Consider the following 19,230-nt stretch of genomic DNA (forward strand, 5'->3'; position numbering starts at 1 on the left):
CCGTTTCAGGTGTCACGATCATGCATTCCAGTCTGGACGCCCACCAGCGCGCCCTCGATCGCCAGCCGGGGACCAACGGCCCCTGGACCTTCGTTTTCATCGACATGATCGTCTTTTCGATGATCTTCATGGTGTTTCTGAGCGAACGGGCGCGGTTGCCGGATGTCTTTGCCGCAGCGCAGGCCGGGTTGCCGTTCGGGTTCGGAATGGCCAATACGCTGGTGCTGCTGACCAGTTCGCTGTTCATGGTCGAAGCGGTGCACGCTGCCGCCAAGGCACCCGCCGCGGTGGACGTGGCCCGCATCCGGCGCAACCTTGCGCTCTGCGTCGCCTGTTCGGTCGCATTCGGGATCAACAAGATCATCGAATACAGCCACAAGATCGCCGAAGGGCACGGCCCCGCCACCAACTCGTTCTACAGCTTCTATTTCTTCATGACCGGCGTGCATTTCCTGCACGTGCTGGGCGGGACGGGGTTCATCCTCCACTGCTTCGCCCGCGCCCGCGAACAGGCGGGGAGCGAGGCCTATCGCCGCAAGATCGAAAACGTCGGCCTGTTCTGGCACTTCGTCGATCTGCTGTGGCTGTTCATTTTCCCGCTGATCTACCTGACCGGAGGACACGCCCATGGTTGAACCGCTTCGCCCGGTGCTGTGCTGGGCCATTCTCATCGCGATGACTCTGGGGTCGGTGGCGGCCGCCGAACTGCTGAACAGCCGCCAGATGATCTTCGCCATGATCTTCGGGGTCGCCGTGCTCAAGGGCCAGCTCGTCGCTGTCAACTTCATGGAAGTGGGCCGCGCGCTACCGGTGTGGAACACGCTCTATCGCGCCTGGATCGTCGTGATCGGCGGCGTGCTGCTGCTGGCCCACCTGTTCTGGTGATACGAAAAAGCGGCCCTGCGCCGGGAGGTGCGGGGCCGCTTTTTTGTGCGGTATCGTCCCCGATCAGGCGGGGCAGGTCGTATCGGCAGTGGTGAAGTTCAGCTCGGCAAAGCCCGACGCGACCGACTTGTCCAGTTCATCGAAATAGCCGGCGGCACCGCCGAAATAGTGCAGCGGCGCATGCGCCTTGCCTTCGATGTTGGCACCCATGAACCACGAACCCAGCTCGGTGGCACGGCCCAGCAGCGTCGCGTCGAGCAGGTCGAACATCAGCTTGCTCCACGCCGCCACTGCTTCGGGCTTCGCCTCGATCCGGTCCGCGCCCGCTGCATCGGCCTTGCCGATAACCTGTGCGATCCAGTCCACCGCCGCGTCGACCACCGGCGGGACGTTCGAGAACGGCGTTTGCGGGCCGGTGATGATGAACATGTTGGGAAAGTTGTCCATCACGATACCCAGGTGGGTCTGTGGGCCCTGCTGCCACTTGTCGCGGATCAGCGTCCCGTCGCTGCCGCGCATATCCATATGTGCGAGCGGGCCGGTAACCGCATCGAAGCCGATGGCGAAGATGACGATATCGAAATCGTACTCGGCGACATCGGTCTTCAGCCCGGTCGCGGTCGCGCCGACAAGCGGGTGCTTGCTGACATCGACGAGCGTCACGTTGTCGCGGTTGAAGCTTTCGTAATAGAAATTACCCAGCGGCGGGCGTTTGAGCGCGATCGGGTATTGCGGGCACATCAGCTCGGCCGTGGCCGGGTCCTTGACGATGGCGCGGATTTTGGCGCGCACGAAATCCGCTGCCGCCGCATTGGTGCGCTCGTCGGTCAGGATGTCGGCGAAGGTTTCGAACAGGAAGCGGAAGCCGCCCTGTTCCCAGCCATATTCGAAGATGCGCTGGCGCTGTTCATCGCTGACATCGTCGTAAGTGAGTGCCGAGGTGTCCATCGGGAAGGCAAACACTTGCTTGCGCACCTGCTCCCAGATGGCGTCGTAATTGTCCTTGATCGCGGCCCGATCGTTATCGTCGAGCGGGTGATTGCGGCCGGGCAGGACGTAGTTGGGCGTGCGCTGGAACAGCGTGACATGCTCCGCGCGCTTGGCGATGATCGGCAGGATCTGCACCGCGGTCGATCCGCTGCCGACGATGCCCACGCGCTTGCCGGTAAAATCGACCTCGTCCTTGGGCCACTTGGACGAGAGATACCATTCGCCCTTGAACGCACTCATGTCGAACGGCGGCTTCACCGCCACTGCGAACCAGCCCACTGCCGTGATGAGATAGCGGCAGCGCACGGTTTCGCCCTTGTCGGTCGTGACCACCCACTGATTGTTCGCCTCGTCGCGCACGCAGGACCGTACCATGGTATTGAACGCAATATCCTCGCGCAGGCCGAAGCGGTCGGCGACATGGCCGATATAGGCCTGCACCTGATCCCAGGTCGGCATCCGCTCGTTCCAGTCCCATTCGCGCTGGAGTTCTTCGGAGAACGAAAAGCAATAGGCCCAGGCCTCGCTGTCGGTCCGCGCGCCGGGGTAGCGGTTCCAGTACCAGGTCCCGCCCACGTCCGAACCGCCTTCGAACAGCCGCACCGATTTGCCCATCCGGCGCATTTCGTGAAGCGCACGCACGCCCCCGAACCCGGCACCGATGATGACCACGTCCGGATCGGTTCCGGTCGTCGCTGCTCCCGTCTTGTCTTCCCGCATGAAACCCCTCGCACATCGGCGCGTCAGATCGTCGCGCTTTTATTTAGCGAATGAACACTCGCATAATTTTAACGACGTGGCAAGCGGGCCTGACAATATCGCAGTTCGGCGGATAATGCTGAATTATACGGCCAAAGATGCCACAGGTTGGCGCTTGACGAGTCGCGAATCTTCGCTCAAGAATGAGGCAATGAGAGAATGAACGCTCGCTTTAATGGGGCGAGTGGTTCAATCGGGAGGGCATGCGAATGACAATGTTGCGCCGCGGCCGGCGGGGGCTGCCGGGATGACCTATCCGCAATACGAAAGTCTGAGGCTCGACTGGCCGTCGGCGGGGGTGCTCAGGGTCACCATTTCGCGCGGCAAGATGAATGCGATGGATTTCCAGTTGCACCACGATCTGGCGCACATCTGGGGCCTGATCGATCGCGATCCCGATGTGGGCTGTGTGGTGATTACCGGCGAAGGCCGCGCGTTCAGCGCCGGCGGCGAATTCGACATGATCGAGAATATCATCGCCGACCACGATTTCCGCTGCAAGATGTGGAAGGACGCGCGCACGATGATCGATTCGATGCTCGGCTGCAGCAAGCCGATCGTTTCGGCGATCAACGGTGCCGCGGCGGGCGGCGGCCTGGCGGTCGCCCTGCTGGCCGACGTGACGGTGGCGGCGCAATCGGCCAAGCTGGTCGATGGCCATACCGTGCTCGGCGTGGCCGCTGACGATCACGCGGTGGCGATCTGGCCCCTGCTGACCAGCATGGCCAAGGCCAAGTACTACCTGATGACCAGCGAACCGATCAGCGGCCCCGAGGCAGAGCGGATCGGCCTCGTCAGCTTCTGCGTGCCCGACGATGAATGCGTGCCCCGCGCGCTGGACATCGCTGCGCGGCTTGCGAGCGGCCCGCCGGCGGCGGTGCGCTGGACCAAGCTGTCGCTCAACAACTGGATGAAGAACGCCTGGCCCGCCTTCGAGGCATCGCTGGCGTTTGGCATCCTCGGCTTCACCAGCCCCGAAGCGCGCGAAGGGCTGGATGCGCTGAAGGAAAAGCGCGCGCCCCGTTTCAACCCCGTCTCCTACGTCTGAGGAACCGATGTCCGAATTGCAGCAGGGTGAACAGCCCAGAACCTATATCGTCACCGGTGCCGCCGGCGGCATCGGCGGGGCCACCGTCAAGCGCTTGCTGGCGACCGGCGCCAATGTGCTGGGGGTCGATATCAGCCAGCGCCGGCTCGATACCTTTGCGGCGAGCTGTTCGAACATGCCGGGCCGGCTGGCCACCTATCGCGCCGATCTCTCGATCGAGGATGAGGTGCGCGCGGTGATCGCCTGTTGCCTCGATACCTTCGGGGACCTCACCGGCATCGCCAATGTGGCCGGCGGGATGATCGGGATCGAAGCGGCATCGATGGACCGGCCGCTGGCGGACATCGGGCTCGACTATTTCCGCCGCACCTTCCAGGTCAACGTCGATAGCGCGTTCCTGATGTGCAAGCATGCCGAGCCGCACTTCGTGGCCAAAGGCTATGGCAAGATCTGCAATGTCGCGTCGCTGGCGGCGTTCGCCAATCGGCCGGACCTGGGCGATACGGCGTACAACCCGGCCAAGGCGGCGGTGGTGGCGTTGACCCAGACACTCAGCCTCCTGCTCGGCCGCCAGGGCATTCGCGTCAATGCGGTGGCACCGGGGCTGGTGTTCAGCCCGAAGGTCACCGAGACGTTCGGCGGCGCCTATGTGGACCGGCATCTGGGCTATACCGCGCTCGGCCACTTCGCCACCGTGGAGGACGAGGCGGAAGGGATCGCCTTTTTCCTCGAACCGCAGTCCGATGCGGTGACCGGCGAAGTGCTGAGGGTTGCGGCCGGTACGCGATGAACGCTGCCACTGCCTCTGAAGACGCCGCGCTCGGCGCGCGGATCGCCGTACTGATGTCCGGGGCGACGATCACCGGGCTCACCCGCGTGTTCGGCGGCAATGCCCGGCGGGCGTTCGCTTTCACGGCCGCACTGCCCGATGGTCGCGCCTGCGATTGCATCATGCTGTGCCAGGCGGGCGGCAGCCATGTCGAAAGCGATACCGCCGACGAATTCGCCGTGCTGCACGCGCTGAACGGTTCCGGCGTGCGCGCGCCCGAGGCGTTGGCGCTTGACGCCGGGGGCACCGTTGCCGGTGGGCCGGGCATCGTCCTCGCGCGCATCGGCGGCGAGGCAAACGCCGTGCGGTTCCTCAAGCTGGACGCCGGCACCGGGCGGGCGCTGACGCTGGACCTGGCCGATGCCACCGCCGATCTCCACCGGTTCGACTGGCAGGCGGGCGCGCTGGCCCGGCATCCCCGCTGGTCTGTGGCCGATCCCGTTGCTGCCCAGATTGAGGCGTGGCGGGCGCGGTATATCGAACATCGCGCGGAACCCTTGCCGCTGATGGCCTGGCTATTCGACTGGCTGCGCGCCAACGCGCCCCGGCCGGTACGCACAGTAATGGTTCACGGCGACTTGCGGCCGGGCAACTTTCTCTACGACGGGGCAGCGGTTACCGCGATCCTCGATTGGGAAATGGCCCACCCCGGCGACCCGGCCGAGGACATCGCCTGGATATACCGTGCGATGTGGAGCCCGGAGCGGTTCGTTCCGCTGGCGGAATTCTGCGAACGACATGCCGCGCGCGCCGGGTTCCGGGTGCCGCCGCGCAGTGTCGCATTCTATCGTATCTTCACCGAAGTGAAGTTCGCGACGATCTCGCTCGCGGCGTCGCACGCCTTTGCCGCCGGGAAGACCGCCAATCTGCGCCACGCCGATCGCGCCGCCAAAGTGCCCGGCTGCGTCGCGCAAGCGCTGGACTGGATCGGTCAGTGGGAACGGGAGATCGTCGATGCAGCGGCCTAGCACCGGTGAACTGCTGGCCGGCCTTGGCCGCGCGCTCGAAACCGAAGTGCTGGCTGCGCTTCCCGATGGCACGGCGCGTCGCCAGCTCAAGGCGGCGGTGCACCTGATTTCCCGGCTGGAGCGGATTTGGGATCTCACCCCCGCACATCTCGCGGCGGACAATGCCGATATCGAGGCAACGCTGGCTGCACTTGGGTACCAAGACCCGGTGGCCGCAACCGCTGCGCCGCGCGGATATAACGATCCGGCGCTACGCGCGCTGGCCGCCCGCAATCTCGCATTGCAGGAAGCGCTGCTGGATTTGCCCGATGGTGCCGAACTGCAGGCGCTGCGCCGCCGCATGGCCGCGCGCGATTGCGCGTTCGTCGGCGATAGGGTGCCGGAGCACAGCGCATGACCGGGACAACTCCGTTTCGCATCCGTGTGGTGGACGTCGCCGCCGAAGCCGAAGGGGTCAAATCCTTCGGTGTGGTCCGCTGCGATGGGGAGGCTTTTCCCTATTGGTCGCCCGGCGCGCACCTCGATCTTGCCCTGCCCGAAGGGCTTGGCCGGCAGTATTCGCTGTGCGGCGGCAGCGCGGACGGGATGACCCTGCGCTTTGCCGTGCTGCGCGAACCGGCGGGCCGGGGCGGCTCGCGCTTCCTGCACGAAGCCGTGGCTGTGGGCGATACGCTGGAAGTGGCGGCTCTCCGGAACAATTTCCCGCTGGTTGAGGCTGATCGCTACCTGCTGGTGGCGGGCGGGATCGGCATCACCCCGCTGCTCGCCATGGCGCGGCAACTGGAAAGCCAGGGGCGTGACTGGACCCTGCTCTATGGCGGTCGCAACCGCGCCAGCATGGCATTTCTGGAGCCGCTGGCCGAATTCGGCGACCGGGTGATCGTGCGCCCGGCGGACGAATGCGGATTGCTCGATATCGCCGGTTTCCTCGGGGCCGATGCGCCGGGCAAGGTTGCCTACTGCTGTGGCCCGGAACCGCTGATCGCCGCCGTAGAGGCGCACTGTGCCGATTGGCCGGAGGAGGCTCTGCAACTGGAACGGTTCCACCCGCGCATGCAGGCCGCGCCACCCGCTGCAGCAGGCAGCTTCCTTGTCGAACTGCGCCAATCGGGCATCACGATCGAGGTCCCGGCGGATCGCACGATCGCTGACGTGGCCGAGGATGCCGGGGTCTATATCCCGCGTTCGTGCAACGAAGGCACTTGCGGCACCTGCATCACCAAGGTGATCGAGGGGCTGCCCGATCACCGCGATTCTTTCCTGCGCCCCAAACAGCGGGCGGAGAACAAGCGGATCATGCCGTGTTGCTCGCGCTCGCTGAGCGCCAGGCTGGTGCTCGATGTCTGAGGCTAAGCACACCAGGAGCCGCACCGGCGGCGATACCGGTGCACCGCAACTGGCTCCCGGCTGGAAGCTGGAAGCGCTGCTGCCCCCCGCTGCGCTGATCGGCGCGAACGGTATGCGGATGGGGCCGGACGGGCTGCTCTATGTTGCCCAGGCGTTCGGGTCGCAGATCAGCTCGGTCGATCCCGCAACGGGCGCGGCGCGGGTGGTATCGGCTGCCGATGGTGCCATCATCGCGCCTGACGATCTGGCGTTCGACAGCCATGGCAACCTCTACGCGACCGAGGTGATGAGCGCGCGGGTGAGCGTGATCCGGCCGAACGGCGCGATCGACGTGATAGCCGGCGATGTACCGGTCGCCAACGGTATCACCGTCCACGCCGACCGCATCTTCATGAGCGAGTTCCGGCCGGAAGGGCGAATCTGGGAACTCTATGCCGATGGTGCCGCGCCCCGCCTGATCGCGTCAGGGCTGATGATGCCGAACGCGCTGTGCCTGGGGCCGGACGGCTGGCTGTATTTCCCGCTGGTTCCGTTGGGTGAAGTGTGGCGGGTACCGGTGGAAGGTGGCGCAGCGCAGCGGGTGGTCGGCGGGCTGGATATACCGACGGCGGTGAAATTCGATCCCGCCGGAAGGCTGGTGGTGGTCGAATCGGGCAGCGGCGCGGTAACCCGCGTCGATATCGGGACCGGCAGCGCCAGCCTCTTCGCGCAAGTCGCCTACGGGATCGACAATCTTGCCTTCGCGCCGGACGGACGGCTGTTCGTTTCGCACTTCACGGACGGCGAGGTGATCGAGATCGCGCCGGACGGCACCCGGCGTGTGGCCGTGGCCGGCGGCCTGTCCGGGCCCTATGGCCTGTGCGCCGGTGCAGACGGCACGGTGCGCGTGGCGGACGGCATGAGTATTGCGGCCGTGGCCACCGATGGCACCGTCGATCGCCCGGCCATGCTGCTGCAGCATGGCTTTCCCGGTTATGTCCGGGGGGTGGCCGAAGGTGCCGAGGGGGCGTGGATCGTCACGAACAGTGCCGGCCAGTGCTGCCGCTACCGGCCCGGCGGCGAGGCGGAAGTGCTGGCCGATTCGCTCGATGAAGCGATGGGTGTGCTGCGCCACGGCGATGACATCTATCTGTGCGAAGCGGGCGCGGGCCGGGTCCTCGGCATCGATTCCGCCGGGGCGGTCCGGGTCGTCGCCGGCGGGCTAGAGCGACCCACAGGCATCGCTGTCGCTAACGACGGCGGATTGCTCGTCACCGAAGCTGCTGGGGGGCGTCTGCTGCACTTGTCTGCCTGTGGCGAGGCGGCAACAGTCATGAACGGCATGAGCGAGCCGCATGGCGTCGCTTGCACGCGCGGCAGCATCTTCGTGATCGATCGCGCCACCGCCTCGCTGCACTGTGTCGATCCGCACGGGGTCGCATCGGTGATCGCTGAAGACCTGCCGACAGGGCCGGGAAAAGGCATTCATCCCAATGTGTTGCCGGGGATAGCCGACCTGATGCCCGGCCCGCTGCTGCCGTTCGCCGATCTGTGCGCGATGCCGTGCGGATCGCTGATTGCCGGTGCCGACACCAATGGTTCGTTGCTGTCGATCAGTCCTGCGTAAAGCCTCTTGATCTTTTATCTGTATTGCGATCTAAACAAATGATTGTTTGTCAGTGGTGGTCAGTGAAGCCGCCCGTGAACATGAGGGGAGAGAATAGCATGAAGACCCGTACTCACCTGTTTCGCTGCGCCTTGGCGGCCAGCGCCGCGTGCGGCGCGATCGGCTTTGCCGACGTAGCCCTGGCGGAAGCCGCCACCGACAGCGGTGACATCATCGTGACCGCGCGGCGCGCCGAGGAACGCCTTCAGGACGTTCCCGTGGCCGTCACCGCGATCAGTGCCAAGGCGCTGAGTGAACAGCACATCACCAGCGAAACCTCGCTGCAGCAGGCAACGCCGGGCCTGACCGTGCGCGCCACCAGCTCGTCGAACCAGCTCAACTATTCGATCCGCGGCCAGTCGATCGATTCGTTCTCCTATTCGGCACCGGCGGTGCTGCCCTATTTCAACGAAGTTCCGACTAACGGCACCTCGGCCACCTCGTTCTTCGACCTCGAATCGGTGCAGGTCCTCAAGGGGCCGCAGGGCACTCTGTTCGGCCGCAATGCCACCGGCGGCGCGGTGCTTTATCAGTCGGCCGCGCCCAAGCTCGATGCGGTCAGCGGTTTCATGAAGGCCGGGTTCGGTCGCTTCAACGATCGCAGCTTCGAAGGCGCGGTCAACCTGCCGGTCAACGACATGGCGGCGCTGCGTGTGGCCGGCAAGTATCAGGTCCGCGATGGTTTCCAGCACAACCTGTATAACGACAAGTATCTGGGCGAGCTGGACAACAGCGTGATCCGCGCCAGCCTGCTGATCGCCCCCCCGGGATCGGGCTTCAGCAACAACCTTGTGTTCCAGTACGGCAAGTATCGCGGATCGTCGATCGGCCTGAAGATGCAGAACGCCAACGGCGTGAACGGTGCGCCAAGCACTTATGTCTCGCCGATCGATGGTCTGACGCATCCGCTCAACACCAGCTTCGCGGTCTATGATGCGCTGCCCTCGCTTGATCCACGCATCGCCGAACTCGGCTTCACCGGGATCAGCGATTTCCTGACCAAGCAGAAGAAGATCGGTTTCTGGGACGTCTACAACGACCGCGAGGATACCCACCGCGCCACGCAGAAGTTCCTGTCCAACAAGACCGTCTACGAGTTCGGCGATGGTCTCGCGATCAAGAACATCCTGGGTTACAACAAGGTGTTCTCGTTCGATCCGACCGACGTTGACGGCAGCCCGTTCCAGTGGCTGACGATCGGCCACGATCAGCCGTTCACCGATAATTCGGCGATCGCGCAGAAGGATCGCGGCTACAACTACGGCACCAAGCAGTTCTCGGACGAGTTCCAGATCACGGGCGATCTGGGTGCCCTGAACTTCATCGCCGGCGTCTTTTACTCCAAAGAAAAGACCTACAACAACATTCCGCTCGCGGTGCTGCCCGATACGGTTGCAGGCTTTCTGGCTGGGCGTTACGAATTCACCATCACGGACAAGTCGAAGGCCATCTTCGCGCAGGCAACCTATCACATCACCGATGCGCTGAACTTCACGGCCGGTGGTCGCTATACATGGGAAAACATCTCGCTGCAGCACACCATGTCCAGCAACAACCCCGGCGGTTACGGCAAGCGCAAGGACAGCAAGCCGAGCTGGCTGTTCAGCCTTGACTACAAGGTGACGCCGGACCTGATGATCTATGCCGCCCAACGGGGAAGCTGGCGCACCGGCGGGTTCAACGGAACCTCGAACGACTTCGTCGATCCGACCAAGCCTTCGACGTTCGAACCCGAAACCACTTATGATTTCGAAATCGGTGCCAAGTATGCCGGCATGATCGGCGGGCGTCGCGCCCGGATGAACATCGCCGTCTACGATCAGTACATCAAGGACGTGCAGCGCGCGCCGTATATCGGCATCGCGGCCGTGGGCGGCAACGTGAAGAAGGCGCGCGTGCGCGGCGTCGAGGTGGACGCTATGATCGAAGCTGCCGACTTCCTCGAACTGGGCGGTGCCTTCACCTACACCAAGGCGAGGTATACCAACCCGCTTGCCACGGTTCCGACCTCGCCGCCGCAGGTGTTCTACTTCGGGCCCTATGCCGATACGCCCAAGACTTCGGGATCGGCGTATTTCCGTCTGCATGACGAACTCCCCGGCGATGCCGGCGAACTGGCCCTGCGCGGCGACATGTATTCGCAGGCCAGCTTCTATTACAGCAATGCCAACGACACGATTTCCCCCGGCACGAAGCTGCCCGGCTATACCGTGTTCAACGGTCGCGCCGAATGGAACGACATGCTGGGCACCGACCTGTCGGTCGCGGCCTTCGTGCAGAACCTGACGAACGAGAAGTACTACTCGGGCGGCATCGCGCTCAGCGCCGTGTTCGGTGCCAATGCGGCACTCGTCGCGCCGCCGCGCACCTGGGGTGTCGAGGTCGGCTACAAGTTCTGATCCCAACCTTGCGCCGGCCCTGCCGGGGCGGCGCAAGGCTCTGCCCACGTCGTGGGGGCGACAAGGGCGGGGCAGTGTTTCGGATACAGGGCAACAGGGCGTCACCGCAGCGGTGGCGCCCTGTTTCGCGACAAGAGCACGATGGTTGCGCCGGAACGCTGGGCGTCCCTCCGCTTCGGTGTAGACCGAGGAATGGGCCCTGAAACAAGTTCAGGTTGACCAGGCAGTGATCTTGCAGGTGGTGACAGGCCTACCTCACCCCGTCATGTTTACCTCGTTTCAGCATCCATCCCGCCGCATACGCCGGAGCAAGTCCGGAGCGCTACGGTACCTGCAGCGGCCGCTCGCCGCAAACGGTGCGGCCAGCCCCGGTATCAGGCGGGATTGGGTGCGTTTTCGGCCAGTTCGTCGCGCAGGCGGTCCTTGCGGATCTTGCCATACGTGGCACGCGGGAAATCGGTGCGCAGGTGGATCGCGCTCAGCCGTTGATAGCGGGCGAGGCGCGTGTTGACCCATTCCAGCAAGGCGTCGGCATCGGTCAGCGCCCCGGCTCTCAGCACTACCGCGCCCACCGGCGTCTCCATCCAGCGCGGATGCGGCACGCCGACCACCGCCGCCTCGCGCACATCGGGATGGCGTGCCAGTACTTCCTCGATGTCGATCGCATAGATGTTGATGCCGCCGGACTTGATCATTTCCTTCTTGCGGCCCGAGACATAGAGGAACCCGTCCTCGTCGAGGTGGCCGAGGTCGCCGCTGCGCAGGAAGGTCCGATCGCCGGGTCCGATCCACAGGTTCTCCGCCGTCAGCTCCGGCTTGCCGAAGTACCCGGTCATCATCCCCGCTCCATAGGCGACGATTTCTCCGGTCTCTCCGGCCGGCAGTTCGCGGCCTTCATCGTCGATGATCCGGATGTCCTCCAGAAACCCCGGCTGCCCCACGGTGTTGCGCTTTCCACCCGCGAAATCGCCGGGCAGGGCCAGCGTGAAGAACCCTTCGGTCATCCCATAGACTTCGTACACGCCCGAGCCGGGAATGCGCGCCGCCAGGGTTTCGCGCAGCGCCAGCGGCATTGACTGGCCGGCGCTGATCAGCACCTGCAGGCTGGACAGATCCGCCGCATCGTCGTCATGCTGCACCACGCTGACGTACATGGCGGGCACCATGAAGGCGTGCGTCCCCCCTTCGCGCGTGACCGCTTCGAAGAACGCGGGTGCGCTGAACTTTTCGACCAGCACCACCTTGCCGCCATAGTACAGCGTCGGCAGCATGGTGATGAGCGTGCCTGATGCGTAGATCGGCGTAGTGCAGACCGCCACGGTATAGCGGTTAACCCCAAGCCCCGCGCCGAAGCCGTAGCAATAGTTGAGCCGCCCGAAATGGGTATGGGCGATGCCCTTGGGCTCCCCGGTGGTGCCCGATGAATAGAAGATCGTCATCGGATCGCCCGGCGAGAGCGGGACGTCCGGCGCATGCGCCGCGCCGCTTTCGGCGAAGGCAGCAGCATCGGCCCAGCCGGGTGTGTCGGCACCGAACAGGAAATAGCCATCGGCACCGATGTGGGCCAGCCGGTTGCGGATGCGATCGACCTGTGCGGCGGTGGTATCGCCGGCGAAGATCAGCCGCGCCCCCGAGTCCCCGGCCAGTCGGGCCAGCGCTTCATCATCCAGCATCGGGTTGAGCGGGACGATGACCCCGCCGGCGCGGATCGCAGCCCAGAACAGCACGAAAGACGGGATGCCGTTGGGCAGGATCATGCAGACCCGATCGCCCTTCGCGCAGCCCCGGCCGATCAGCGCATGGGCCAGGCGATTGATACGCTGGTCGAACTCGGCCCACGACAGCCGTTCGTCGCCGCAAGTCACGGCGATGCGCTGCGGGTTCAGCCGGGCGTGGCGGGCGATGGCATCGGGCACGAGGTGATCGTGGCGGTAGACCGGCGTGCCGGTTCCGGCCCGGTCGCTGCCTGGTGTTTCGGACATGGTGCCACTCCCCCTTTCGACCGGCCGGACATCCGGCTTCTATTATGCGATCAAACGCTCACTTTTATCCGGATAATGGGTTCGATAGGCAACGTCAATATCGCGATCTAAGCTGAAAAAAAGTGGCAAATTCGCACTGGTTTTTCGCTGGGATCGCAAAGCGAGTTGACGCTCGCCTTTTGCTTTGACATATCGGCCCTGATGGCAGCGCTCGCTGCATGATGACCTTGATCGAAAGCGGGAACAAGATGGCGGCGCGACTCAGCGTGGTGGATGGTGCAAAAGGGCCGGGCCGCAACCGCGATGCCAAGCAGGAACGATCGCGACGGCGGCGGCAGGTGCTGTCCGAAGTGGTGATGCAACTGGTGCGCGAAAAGGGCTTCGCCGGCATCTCGATCAACGAGGTTGCGGAGCGCGCGTCGATCAGCGTCGGCGGTCTCTATCGCCACATCGCTACCAAAAGCGATCTGCTCGAACTCGTTTGCGATGAAATCAACCTTGGCCTGCTGGAAGAGATGAAGGAAGCGGCCGCCGCTCAGGCCGGCGTCTCCGCCAAGCTCGAAGCGGCGGTGCGCACGTACTGGATGCGCCACTGGGAATGCTCAGCCGCAATCCTGGTCGCGTACCGCGAATATCCGTCGTTCAGCGAAGAAGCCCAGCAGCGCTATCGCGAGGAAGAGCGCCGGCTGGCTGAATACCTCGGCGATCTGATCCGGGCCGGGACGATCCTGGGCGAATTCCGCGAAGTCGATGATCGCGTGCTCGCTTACGAGATCATCCTGCTTTCGCACATGCGCGCGCTCAAGGGCTATGCCTTCAAGGATCGCGAACGCGACGATGTCTTTGCCGAGCAGCTTGATCTGATCCTGTCGCGCCTGCTGCCGGCGGCCGAATAGCCTGTCGCCGGCGGGCGCACGAAAACAACAATGGGGGTGAGAGATGACACTGGATGAACTGGTATACGATCCCGGCGATCCCGCGATCCTGCGCAATCCGCACCAGGTCTTTGCCCGGCTGCGCGAAGAGGATCCGGTGCACTGGAGCGAGCCGATGTCCGGCTGGATCGTCTCCACTTATGACGACATCACCGAAGGGCTGACCGATGGCCGGACCTTCTCGGCCGAGCGGCTGACCAACGTGCGCAAGCATCTGCCTGCACCGGCGATGGCTTCGGCCGAGGAAGTGCTGCGCTATCTCAGCAGTTGGATGGTGTTTCGCGACGCGCCGGATCATACCCGGCTGCGGCGTCACATGGCCGCCGTGCTCAACCTCCCGGTCTTCGAATCACTGCACGGCACCATCGAAAGCCTCAGCGCGGAATTGCTGGACACCCTCCCGGCCGACGAGCCTTTCGATATGCTGCGCCGCTTCTCGATCCTGCTGCCGGGCATGGTGGTGATGGAGCTGATGGGCGTCGATCGCAGCCGCCTGCTCGAGGTCAAGGGCTGGTCGGACGACATGATGCTGTTCATCGGCAGCGCCCGCGGCGTGCCTGACAAGTACGAGCGCGCCCGGCGCGGGGCGACCGAGATGGCGGCGCTGTTCCGCGAGCTGATCGCCCGCCGCCGTGCCGATCCGCAGGGCGACATGCTTTCGCAGCTCATCGTCTCGGAAGTGCAGGGGCACCGGCTGGGCGACGATGAACTGATCGGCTGCCTGATGATGGTGCTGAACGGCGGGCACGAAACCACCGCCAACCTCATCAACAACTCGCTGACCGCGCTGGCCGGCCATCCCGAGGTGGCCGACTGGCTGCGCGCCCGGCCCGAGGCGATGCCGACGGCGGTCGAGGAATTCCTGCGCTACGACAGTCCGATCCTGTCGGTCGGCCGGATCGTCAAGGAAGAGACCGAACTGGGCGGCAAGCAGCTTTCGGTGGGCGAGCGGGTGTTCTTCATGCTGCTTTCGGCCAACCGCGATGCCGAGGTGTTCGACGATCCCTTCACTCTCGATGTCACCCGCGATCCCAATCCGCACATGGCGTTCGGCAAGGGGCCGCACTTCTGCCTCGGCACGCCGCTGGCCCGGATCGAAGGGCAGATCGTGCTGCGCCAGGTGCTCGAACGGTTCAGCCGCATCGAACTGGCCGAGCCGATCGAGAACGTGCCTTGGATCAACTCGCTGGTCACGCGCGGCCCCTCGCGGCTGCCGCTGCGCCTGTCGCGATGACCGCCGGGCCGGGCGCGGGGAGCGACTGGGCCTTCGAAGCGGACGACCATTTCGCCGAGCAGTTCCCGCTTTCCCCGCTCGATGATCACCTGATCCACCAGACCCCCGATCCGATGCGGATCGTGGCATCCACCGATCCGCGCTTCTTCGAACGGCACTGGAACGTCTTCCATGACCAGACCGGCGACCTGCTGGTGGTCACCGGCGGCAGCTTCTACCCCAACCTCGATACGGCCGAGGCGTTCGCGATCGTCACGCACAAGGGCGTGCAGCGCTCTGTCCGCGCGTTCCGCCCGATCGGGGCGAACCGGGGCAACATCCAGGTCGGACCGATCCGCCCGACGGTGCTGGAAGGGATGCGGCGCTGGCGGCACGAACTGGCCGCGAACGCGTTCGGCATCGCCTATGACCTGGACTGGCGTGACAGCCACCGCCAGGTCTATCGCGCCGCTTACGGATCGCTGGAAACCGGCAGCCCATCCGGCGGCCAACGCCATGTCACCGCCGGGTTCGAGGGGTTCGGCACCGTTTCCGGCTGGGTGGAGATCGCCGGGGAACGCCACCAGTTGACCGGGCGCGGCACCCGCGATCGGCACTGGGGCATCGGCCGCGGCGTCGGCGGGCCGCGCTTCCAGCCGGGGGGGCGGGCACCCAAGGCCGGCTGGATCGGCGGCGTCTGGATCGCCTTTCCCAGCTTCGCCATCTGGGGGCCGATCGTCCTCTATCCGTTCGGCGATGTCCGCCGCCGTCATGGCAAGGTGCGCAAGGTTGCGCGCCGGCTGGCCTTCGAGGAAGGCACGCAGGTTTTCTCTCACGGCGAAGCCGACTTCACGCTTGATGATGGCAGCGTCAAGCGGGTCCGTTTCGAGAAGATCGGCCAGCAGAGTGCGTACATGAAATGCGGCCTTTACGGCGGCTCGCCCGACGGCACGATCTGGCAAGGCGACTCCGTGGGCGAGCGGGTGGAAGGCGATTGCTTCGACCTCAACGATCCCGCCACCCGCCTCGCGCTGCGCGGCCTCAACGAACACCATTGCCGCATCACCTGCGACGGCGAGGACACCACCGGAATTTTGCAACCGCTGGAGCCGGACGCTTACGAGGCCTGCCGCCGGGGCGAGCCGGGCTGGAGGTTTCTGTAGGGGTACCCCGGCCGATGGCCACCGGGTCTTCATAACCCTCCCATCGCGCGCTCGTCGATCCGAACCCATGCGCGGAGAATTGGGTCGGAAGCAGCAGGCGTGGGTATGAGGCGCGGCCGCGTCCAGCGGCTTCATTTCGCCGTCCGAAGTTTACAAAGGTTACACCGTGTAACTTTTGAAAATGGCCATATTTCTGTTCAATGTCATGATGTCAGGCGCACTTTGCGAAAGTTACAGTCTTGCGCCCGATTTACGTCCGGGGTGCGGGAAAAGGGGTACGACGATAGGAAAGAGCAGCGCGCCGATTGTAGCGGGAATGGGGCGTGTAGGAAACTGATGGGCCCTGAATCGGGTTCACCTGCCAGCCCCGTGCGCGAGGCATCCGCATCCGGTCGGCCTGAAGACGAAAGAGTGGTTCACGCGGAGGCGCGAAGGCGCAGAGGTATCGTGCAGCGCCGCAGGCTTTCTCCCGGTTTCAACGGCATGGCAAACGCACCACCGAAAGGATAGCGACGCTGCGGCCAGCATGGCATCTCTGCGCCTTCGCGCCTCTGCGTGAACCCGTTTTTCCTTCTTGCGATTCCCGGCTCACGTCCGCGAGAGCGGCGAGGGGTGGGCGTCGCTCATGCCCACCCCGTCCGGCTAAGGCGGCAAGCCGCCAAGCCTGCCGGCCCTCCCGCAAGCGGGCGGGCAAATCCGGATTTCCTCTCCCGTTCACGGGAGGGGAGCGAGACTTGCTGAGCCGCAGGCGAAGATAGTCGCAGCGGGGTGGGCCCAGCGCGGTGCCAGCGGCTTCGGCGTTTCCGGCCGCTCCACCCTAAAGGCCCATCCCCCACCGCTCGAGCAGCGCCGCAACCGCATCGCTATCGCCACACACCGCATCCCCCGCGGCCCCGGGCGTTCGTGAGAAGCGCGGGGCGGGTTGGGCTTCCACGCGGCCGTCCCGTTCGCGGTAGACGCCGCGGGCCATCATGTGCGGGTGCGATGGCGCTTCGTCCAGAGTCAGGACCGGCGCGAAGCAGGCGTCGGTACCTTCCAGCAAGGCGCACCATGCGGCGCGCGATCGGCGGACGAAGGCCTGTTCCAGCAGTGCCCGGGCTTCGGGCCAGCGGGCTCTTTCATACTGCGGCGGGAAGTTGGCCGGGTCGATCTCCAGCAGGCGCAGCAGCCTGGCGTGGAAGTGCGGCTCGATCGGGCCAATCGCGATGAACAGCCCGTCAGCGCAGGCGTAGCAGCCATAAAACGGCGCTTGCCCGGCCAGCAACGAATCCTTGCGATCCATCGTGGTGATGCCCTGCGGAACTACGCCCATGAAGAAGTTCATCAGCGATGCAGTACCATCGACGATGGCGGCATCGATCACCTGCCCTTGTCCCGAGCGGCTGCGCTCGAACAGCGCGGAGACCACGCCGAGCGCCAGATAGAGCGCGCCGCCGCCGAAATCACCGACGAGGTTGAGCGGCGGCAAAGGCGGCCCATCGGCTCCACCGATCGCGGCGAGCGCGCCGGTCAGCGCGATATAGTTGATGTCATGCCCGGCCGCCTGTGCCAGCGGGCCGTCCTGCCCCCATCCGGTCACCCGCCCGTAAACGAGGCGGGGATTGCCGGCGAGCAGGGTATCGGGCCCCAGCCCGAGCCGCTCCATCACCCCGGGGCGGAAGCCTTCGATCAGCACGTCGGCGCTGTCCGCCAGCGCCTTGCAGGTGGCGATGGCGGCCGGGTCCTTGAGGTCCAGCGCCAGCGACAGGCGGCCGCGCAGGCCGACGTCGCGCGGGTCGGGCGGCAGGTCGGGCCGGTCGATGCGCAGGACTTCGGCCCCCATGTCGGCCAGCAGCATGGCCGCAAACGGCGCGGGGCCGAGCCCGGCGAATTCGACCACGCGGATGCCGGACAGCGGGCCGCTCACAGCGTCCTCGCGATCAGCAATTTCATGATTTCGGTCGTCCCGCCATATATCCGGGTGACGCGGGCATCCTTGTAAGCCTGGGCGATGGGGTATTCGGCCATGTAGCCATAGCCGCCGAACAGTTGCAGGCAGCGATCGACGATCCGGCCCTGCATCTCGGTCACGGCGGCCTTGGCCATCGATGCGGTGGCGCTGTCCAGATCACCCTGCAGATGCAGCGCCACGCAGCGTTCGACGAAGGCGCGCGCCATCACCGCATCGGTCTTGCATTCGGCCAGCACGAACTGGGTATTCTGGAACTCGATCAGCGCCTTGCCGAAGGCCTTGCGCTCCTTGGCGTAAGCGATGGTGAGGGTCAGCGCATATTCGATCCCCGCCAGCGCCTGCATCGCGATCACCAGCCGTTCGCGCGGCAGCTTTTCCATCAGCGCGGAAAAGCCGTTGCCTTCGCCGCCGATCAGGTTGGCGACCGGCACGCGCACGTCATTGAAGAACAGTTCCGAGGTATCGGCACACTCGCGGCCGATCTTGTCGAGATTGGTGCCGCGTTCGAAGCCCGGCGCATCGGCGGTTTCCACCGCGATCAACGACAGCCCCTTGGCTCCCGGCTGGTCGCCGGTGCGGGCGACGACGATGACGAGATCGGCGGTCTGGCCGTTGGTGATGAACGTCTTCGCGCCGTTGAGCACGAAGTGTTCGCCATCGCGCACCGCTCGGGTGCGGATGCCCTGAAGGTCGGACCCGGTGCCCGGCTCGGTCATGGCGATGGCCAGCACGATCTCGCCCAAAGCGATGCCGGGCAGCCAGCGCTGCTTCTGTTCCTCGGTGCCGTAGTGGACGATATACGGCGCGATCACCGCGTTGCTGAGGGTGATGTCCCAGCCTTCGACACCGGCATGGCCCAGTGCCTCGATCAGCACTGCTTCATGGCGGAAATCGCCGCCCGCCCCGCCATATTCCTCGGGCAGCGAGATCGCGGTCAGCCCGGCAGCCCCGGCGCGCGTCCATACCGCGCGATCGACGATGCCGGCGGTGCGATAGGCGGCCAGGCGTTCGGGCGGAAATTCGTCCGCGACAAACCGCGCCACCGAATCGGCGAAGATCGCCAGTTCTTCGTCCGCCATATAGGCGGGTTGTCCCAGGCCTCCCGTCGCCATCCGT

Annotated in this window: 16 protein-coding genes; 12 read left to right on the plus strand and 4 right to left on the minus strand. The window is 65.1% G+C overall.

Annotated features, from left to right (window positions below):
• Window positions 1–20 precede the first annotated feature (20 nt).
• Window positions 21–635, plus strand: a complete 615-nt coding sequence (locus IE122_RS00760; protein WP_189619185.1) for a cytochrome c oxidase subunit 3 — start codon at window positions 21–23, stop codon at window positions 633–635.
• Window positions 628–885 (plus strand): cytochrome C oxidase subunit IV family protein, encoded by a 258-nt coding sequence (locus IE122_RS00765; protein ID WP_189619186.1) that lies wholly within the window; start codon window positions 628–630, stop codon window positions 883–885. Before IE122_RS00760 ends, IE122_RS00765 begins: the two co-directional genes overlap by 8 nt.
• Before the next feature lie 63 nt (window positions 886–948).
• On the opposite strand, the gene IE122_RS00770 is transcribed toward IE122_RS00765, so the two are convergent.
• Entirely contained in the window at window positions 949–2,595 is a 1,647-nt protein-coding gene (locus tag IE122_RS00770) for a flavin-containing monooxygenase (RefSeq protein ID WP_189619187.1), read from the minus strand.
• Window positions 2,596–2,881: 286 nt separating this feature from the next.
• On the opposite strand from IE122_RS00770, the gene IE122_RS00775 reads away from it, so the two are divergent.
• The 7 genes from IE122_RS00775 to IE122_RS00805 all read left to right on the plus strand — a co-directional run bounded on the left by IE122_RS00775 (window position 2,882) and on the right by IE122_RS00805 (window position 10,870).
• Window positions 2,882–3,682 carry an enoyl-CoA hydratase/isomerase family protein gene (locus tag IE122_RS00775; RefSeq protein ID WP_189619188.1) on the plus strand — a complete coding sequence of 267 codons (801 nt, stop codon included), beginning with the start codon at window positions 2,882–2,884 and terminating at the stop codon, window positions 3,680–3,682.
• Between the two features lie 7 nt (window positions 3,683–3,689).
• Window positions 3,690–4,472 carry an SDR family NAD(P)-dependent oxidoreductase gene (locus tag IE122_RS00780; protein ID WP_189619189.1) on the plus strand — a complete coding sequence of 261 codons (783 nt, stop codon included), beginning with the start codon at window positions 3,690–3,692 and terminating at the stop codon, window positions 4,470–4,472.
• Window positions 4,469–5,479, plus strand: coding sequence for a phosphotransferase family protein (locus tag IE122_RS00785; RefSeq protein WP_189619190.1), 1,011 nt, complete (start codon window positions 4,469–4,471; stop codon window positions 5,477–5,479). Before IE122_RS00780 ends, IE122_RS00785 begins: the two co-directional genes overlap by 4 nt.
• Window positions 5,466–5,876: a hypothetical protein gene (locus IE122_RS00790; RefSeq protein WP_189619191.1), complete on the plus strand. Its 411-nt coding sequence runs from the start codon at window positions 5,466–5,468 to the stop codon at window positions 5,874–5,876. The genes IE122_RS00785 and IE122_RS00790 overlap by 14 nt, the downstream gene beginning before the upstream one ends.
• Complete coding sequence (locus IE122_RS00795) at window positions 5,873–6,826, plus strand: PDR/VanB family oxidoreductase (RefSeq protein WP_189619192.1); 954 nt, start codon at window positions 5,873–5,875, stop codon at window positions 6,824–6,826. Before IE122_RS00790 ends, IE122_RS00795 begins: the two co-directional genes overlap by 4 nt.
• On the plus strand, window positions 6,819–8,432 hold the full coding sequence (locus IE122_RS00800; RefSeq protein ID WP_189619193.1) for a Vgb family protein: 1,614 nt from the start codon (window positions 6,819–6,821) through the stop codon (window positions 8,430–8,432). Before IE122_RS00795 ends, IE122_RS00800 begins: the two co-directional genes overlap by 8 nt.
• Before the next feature lie 98 nt (window positions 8,433–8,530).
• Window positions 8,531–10,870 carry a TonB-dependent receptor gene (locus IE122_RS00805; RefSeq protein ID WP_189619194.1) on the plus strand — a complete coding sequence of 780 codons (2,340 nt, stop codon included), beginning with the start codon at window positions 8,531–8,533 and terminating at the stop codon, window positions 10,868–10,870.
• Window positions 10,871–11,244: 374 nt separating this feature from the next.
• On the opposite strand, the gene IE122_RS00810 is transcribed toward IE122_RS00805, so the two are convergent.
• Window positions 11,245–12,852: a class I adenylate-forming enzyme family protein gene (locus IE122_RS00810; RefSeq protein ID WP_189619195.1), complete on the minus strand. Its 1,608-nt coding sequence runs from the start codon at window positions 12,850–12,852 to the stop codon at window positions 11,245–11,247.
• A 221-nt stretch (window positions 12,853–13,073) separates the two neighbouring features.
• On the opposite strand from IE122_RS00810, the gene IE122_RS00815 reads away from it, so the two are divergent.
• The 3 genes from IE122_RS00815 to IE122_RS00825 are packed head-to-tail and all read left to right on the plus strand — an operon-like array spanning window position 13,074 to window position 16,163.
• Window positions 13,074–13,748 (plus strand): TetR/AcrR family transcriptional regulator, encoded by a 675-nt coding sequence (locus IE122_RS00815; protein WP_229813607.1) that lies wholly within the window; start codon window positions 13,074–13,076, stop codon window positions 13,746–13,748.
• A gap of 43 nt (window positions 13,749–13,791) precedes the next feature.
• Window positions 13,792–15,021 (plus strand): cytochrome P450, encoded by a 1,230-nt coding sequence (locus IE122_RS00820; RefSeq protein WP_189619197.1) that lies wholly within the window; start codon window positions 13,792–13,794, stop codon window positions 15,019–15,021.
• The gene (locus IE122_RS00825) at window positions 15,018–16,163 is read left to right on the plus strand and encodes an Rv3169 family protein (RefSeq protein ID WP_189619198.1); all 1,146 of its coding nucleotides are present in this window, start codon (window positions 15,018–15,020) and stop codon (window positions 16,161–16,163) included. The genes IE122_RS00820 and IE122_RS00825 overlap by 4 nt, the downstream gene beginning before the upstream one ends.
• An 817-nt stretch (window positions 16,164–16,980) precedes the next feature.
• Here IE122_RS00825 and IE122_RS00830 read toward each other — a convergent pair.
• Together IE122_RS00830 and IE122_RS00835 are read right to left on the minus strand one after the other, a co-directional pair.
• On the minus strand, window positions 16,981–18,069 hold the full coding sequence (locus IE122_RS00830) for a CaiB/BaiF CoA transferase family protein (RefSeq protein WP_229813608.1): 1,089 nt from the start codon (window positions 18,067–18,069) through the stop codon (window positions 16,981–16,983).
• Entirely contained in the window at window positions 18,066–19,226 is a 1,161-nt protein-coding gene (locus tag IE122_RS00835; protein ID WP_189619199.1) for an acyl-CoA dehydrogenase family protein, read from the minus strand. Before IE122_RS00835 ends, IE122_RS00830 begins: the two co-directional genes overlap by 4 nt.
• Between the last annotated feature and the right edge of the window lie 4 nt (window positions 19,227–19,230).

This window comes from Novosphingobium colocasiae, assembly GCF_014652555.1.
Taxonomy (GTDB): Bacteria; Pseudomonadota; Alphaproteobacteria; order Sphingomonadales; family Sphingomonadaceae; genus Novosphingobium; species Novosphingobium colocasiae.